The sequence below is a fragment of the Flavonifractor sp. An91 genome (assembly GCF_002159225.1).
Taxonomy (GTDB): Bacteria; Bacillota; Clostridia; order Oscillospirales; family Oscillospiraceae; genus Flavonifractor; species Flavonifractor avicola.
This window is the reverse complement of sequence record NZ_NFHA01000073.1, coordinates 1-3,995: the sequence shown is the minus strand read 5'-3', so window position 1 is coordinate 3,995 and position 3,995 is coordinate 1. Positions and strand designations below refer to the sequence as shown.

General features: G+C 60.1%; 7 protein-coding genes. All 7 read left to right on the top strand.

Going from position 1 to position 3,995, the window contains the following annotated elements:
* The coding region (locus tag B5G42_RS17315; RefSeq protein WP_162611144.1) for a TraM recognition domain-containing protein at nt 1–441 on the top strand (441 nt) is incomplete at its 5' end.
* A 95-nt stretch (nt 442–536) separates the two neighbouring features.
* Complete coding sequence (locus B5G42_RS17310; RefSeq protein ID WP_087273100.1) at nt 537–749, top strand: Maff2 family mobile element protein; 213 nt, start codon at nt 537–539, stop codon at nt 747–749.
* A 12-nt stretch (nt 750–761) separates the two neighbouring features.
* Nucleotides 762–1,628 (top strand): VirB6/TrbL-like conjugal transfer protein, CD1112 family, encoded by an 867-nt coding sequence (locus tag B5G42_RS17305; RefSeq protein WP_087273097.1) that lies wholly within the window; start codon nt 762–764, stop codon nt 1,626–1,628.
* A 16-nt stretch (nt 1,629–1,644) separates the two neighbouring features.
* Entirely contained in the window at nt 1,645–2,211 is a 567-nt protein-coding gene (locus B5G42_RS17300) for a septation protein SpoVG family protein (protein WP_087273094.1), read from the top strand.
* Nucleotides 2,201–3,001: a DNA-methyltransferase gene (locus B5G42_RS17295; protein WP_087273092.1), complete on the top strand. Its 801-nt coding sequence runs from the start codon at nt 2,201–2,203 to the stop codon at nt 2,999–3,001. The genes B5G42_RS17300 and B5G42_RS17295 overlap by 11 nt, the downstream gene beginning before the upstream one ends.
* Nucleotides 3,002–3,004: 3 nt before the next feature.
* The gene (locus B5G42_RS17290; RefSeq protein WP_087273089.1) at nt 3,005–3,571 is read left to right on the top strand and encodes an MT-A70 family methyltransferase; all 567 of its coding nucleotides are present in this window, start codon (nt 3,005–3,007) and stop codon (nt 3,569–3,571) included.
* 5 nt (nt 3,572–3,576) lie between these two features.
* On the top strand, nt 3,577–3,969 hold the full coding sequence (locus B5G42_RS17285; RefSeq protein WP_087273103.1) for a PrgI family protein: 393 nt from the start codon (nt 3,577–3,579) through the stop codon (nt 3,967–3,969).
* The last annotated feature ends 26 nt before the right edge of the window (nt 3,970–3,995 follow it).

The window sequence follows — 3,995 nt, the reverse complement described above, 5'->3', positions numbered from 1 at the left end:
CTGGGAGGTCGTGAGGGCAGCACCATCAAGGAAATCTCGGAAACCTGGCTGGGCAAGGCCACCATCTATATGCAGACCGATGGGCGCTCCAAGGGCCAGTCCGAGAGCTACAACCTCAACACCCAGCGATTGGGCCGGGAGCTGATGACCCCCAGCGAGCTTGCCACCATGCCCGGTGACAGGTGCATCTTGCAGCTCCGGGGCCTGCCTCCGTTCTATTCTCCCAAGTACGACCTGAAACAGCACCCCAACTACAAATTCACGGAGGAGGCGGATAAAAAGCGCAACGCCTTTGACCTGGACCGGCTGATCCGCCGCCGGAGGCGGCCCGGTCTGGACGAGGCTTGCGAGGTGTACCAGGTGGACGAGCCGATCCTACTCACGGACGAGGACGAGGACATTCTCAACTATGACGATGTGGACGACCCGGACGCCTTTTAAGATATAGCTTTGTTTGGGACACTTTGTCCCAAGGCCGCCGCCCATTGGGGCGGCTATTTTTATGGCCGGGTATATCCCGGAGAAAAGGAGGATATATGCAGTTTTTCACTTCCGCGATCACCACTTTGCAGACCCTTGTTGTGGCCCTGGGCGCTGGTCTGGGCGTATGGGGTGTTGTCAATCTTCTGGAGGGGTACGGGTCCGACAATCCCGGCTCCAAAAGCCAGGGCATGAAACAGCTCATGGCGGGCGGCGGCATCATCCTGCTGGGCACCACCCTGATCCCCGTGCTGGGCACTCTGTTTTAAGGCTGACCGCCTATGGACTTTCTCACCGACTGGCTCACAGGTTGGCTAAAAGACCTGCTCATTGACGGCATCATGGGCAACCTGGGCGGGCTGTTTGACAATGTGAACGCCTCGGTTGGGGATGTCGCGGCACAGGTGGGAACCACCCCGGCGGCGTGGAACGCCGGGGTGTTCTCCCTGATCCAGCAGCTCTCCGAAACGGTGATCCTGCCGATTGCCGGAATGGTGCTCACCTTTGTTGCCACCTACGAGCTCATTCAGATGCTTTTGGAAAAGAACAATATGCACGAGGTCGATGTGGCGAACATCTACAAGTGGATGTTCAAAACGGCGATTGCAATTCTGATCCTGTCCAACACCTTCAATATCGTGATGGCAGTATTTGATGTGTCGCAAAGCGTGATCTCCAGCGCGTCTGGCCTGATCCAAGGCTCCACCGATATTTCGGCGGATATGCTGGCGAACCTGGAGACCACTTTGGAGGGAATGGGCGTCGGGGAACTCCTGGGCCTGTTTATGCAATCCATCTTGATCCAGGTGTGTATGTTCGCGCTCAATATCATCATCTTTGTTATCGTGTATGGCCGTATGCTGGAAATCTACTTAATGACCAGTTTGGCCCCCATCCCCGTGGCGACCCTCTCCAACCGGGAGCTGGGGAGCATGGGGCAGAACTACATCAAGTCCCTGTTCGCCGTGGGATTCCAAGGGCTGCTCATTCTGGTGTGCGTGACGATTTACGCCGTGCTTGTCCAGGGAATTGCCACCAGCGGGGACCCCATCGGGGCCGTATGGGGTGCGATGGGCTACACGGTGCTGCTCTGCTTTATGCTGTTCAAAACCGGCAGCATCGCAAAAAGTATCTTCGGCGCACATTAAAAAGGAGGATTGATTTATGGCAAGAGAACAGGCGGCAGCCCAGGGGGCTCCCGCCGTGGACGAGGCGGCGCTGGCAGAAATGCGCCGCTTGATTTTTGACGCGCCCATCCAGGAGCTGGCCGACTCCCAGGGGATCAGCATTGACGACGCGGTAAAGCTCCGGGTGGAGAAATCCCTGGAGGCCGCGCCGCTGCCCATTGAAGTGTCGGTACGCCCCATCGAGCCGATGGGAAAACTGCTGGGCTATGCCAGTGTCAATATTGGTGGCGTGGTGGTCGATGACTTCAAGGTGGTGGACGGCAAAAACGGAATTTTCCTGAGCGCCCCCAGCAAGGAGGCCCCCGGCACCCGCAGCGGCTACCGCTCCACAGCGCGGGTGATGAACCGGGCCTTGCAGGAGCGTCTGGACAGCCTGACCGTGGAGGCATACCGCCAGGCGGTGGAGCGTCTGGTGGCCCGTGCCGAGGCTGTCCGTCCCGCCCCCATCCGGGAGCAGATGGCAAAGGCGGCGCAGGAGGCGGACAAGGCCAACGCCGCCCGGCCCGCCCCTCACCGTGGGAAGGAGACCAGGGATGAACGATAGGACGGCTTTGGGACAAAGTGTCCCAGGCGTCCAGGAGACCCCGGTGCCGTCCGGCCTTCATCTCATGGATGGCATCGCGGGCCTGCGCTCTCTGCCCCAGCACTCGGTTGATCTCCTGCTCACCGATCCGCCCTACGGCACTACCCGCAACTTTTGGGATGTGCCCCTACCGCTCCCTGAACTGTGGGAGGCGGTAAAGTGGGCGGTCAAGCCGGACGGCGCGGTTTTGTTTTTCGCCCAGTGTCCTTATGACAAGGTGCTGGGGGCGTCCAACCTGAAAATGCTCCGCTATGAATGGGTGTGGTACAAGAGCCGGTGTACCGGATTTCTCAATGCCCGCCGTGCTCCGCTGAAAAAGACGGAGAATATTTTGGTGTTCTATCAAAAGCTGCCGCTGTATCAACCGCAGTTTGAGCAGGGCAAGCCCTACCAGCGGATCACCAAAACCAGCAGCCTCAGCTCCAACTACGGGAAGTTCACCCGTACAGGCGCGGGATCGGAGGATGGGCGGCGGTTCCCCGGAAATGTGCTGGCCTTTGCATCCGTCCAGCGCACCATCCACCCCACCCAAAAGCCGGTGGAACTGTGCGAGTATTTCATCCGCACCTACACCCGGCCCGGCGAACTGGTGGCGGACATCTGCGCGGGCTCCGGCACCACGGCGGTGGCCGCCCTCAACACAGGCCGACGGTACATCTGTTATGAAACGGCCCCGGCCATCTTCTCCACCGCCGCCCAGCGTATTCGGGAGGCGGAAGAGGCGGTGGCGCGGGGTGAAAAAGGAGTGTGAGTTATCGAAAAGTATTCCATTGTCTACGCCGATCCGCCCTGGCGGTATTCCGCGAAGAAGGTGCAGGGGGCGGCGGAACAACACTATCCCACCATGAGCATAGACGAGCTTTGTGCGCTGCCGGTGGCCGATCTTGCGGCCCCGGACAGCGCACTTTTTCTGTGGGCCACCTTTCCCCAGCTTCCGGAGGCCCTGCGGCTCATCCGCGCCTGGGGCTTTGTCTACAAAACCGTGGCTTTCGTCTGGCTCAAACAAAACCGCAAATCCGAGGGCTGGTTCTACGGCCTGGGGTTCTGGACGCGGGCCAACGCGGAGGTGTGCCTGCTGGCGACCAGAGGCCACCCCAAGCGGCAGGCGGCCAATGTCCACCAATTCATCATTTCACCCGTCCGGGAACACAGCCGAAAACCGGACGAGGCACGGGAGAAGATTGTGGCGCTCATGGGGGATGTGCCCCGTGTGGAACTGTTTGCCCGGCAGATCCCGCCCGGCTGGGATGTATGGGGAAATGAGGTGGAGTCCTCGGCAGAGCTTCGGGACACTTTGTCCCATACCCCAAGAAAGAGGTGACAACCATTCCGTATGTAAATGTACCCAACGATCTTTCCAAAATCAAAACCAAGGTGGCGTTCAATCTCACCAAGCGCCAACTGATCTGTTTCGGCTGCGGGGCCGCTGTGGGGATTCCGTCCTACCTGCTGGCCCGGACCGTGATCGGCAACACCGGCGGGCTGTTTCTCATGCTGGGAGTGATGCTCCCGGCGTTCCTGCTTGCCATGTATGAGCAGGACGGGCTGCCGCTGGAGAAGGTGGCCCGGAACATCATCCGGGCCCGGTTCTTGCGCTCCGGCCCCCGGCCCTACCGGACGGAAAATATCTACGCCCCCTTTACCCTGGGCGGCGCTGCAAAAAAGGAGGATGCGATTGCAAAGCACAAGCACGCAAAGAAAAAGGCCCGCAAGGGCTGACCGCCGGGGCCGGGGCATGGTGTCCG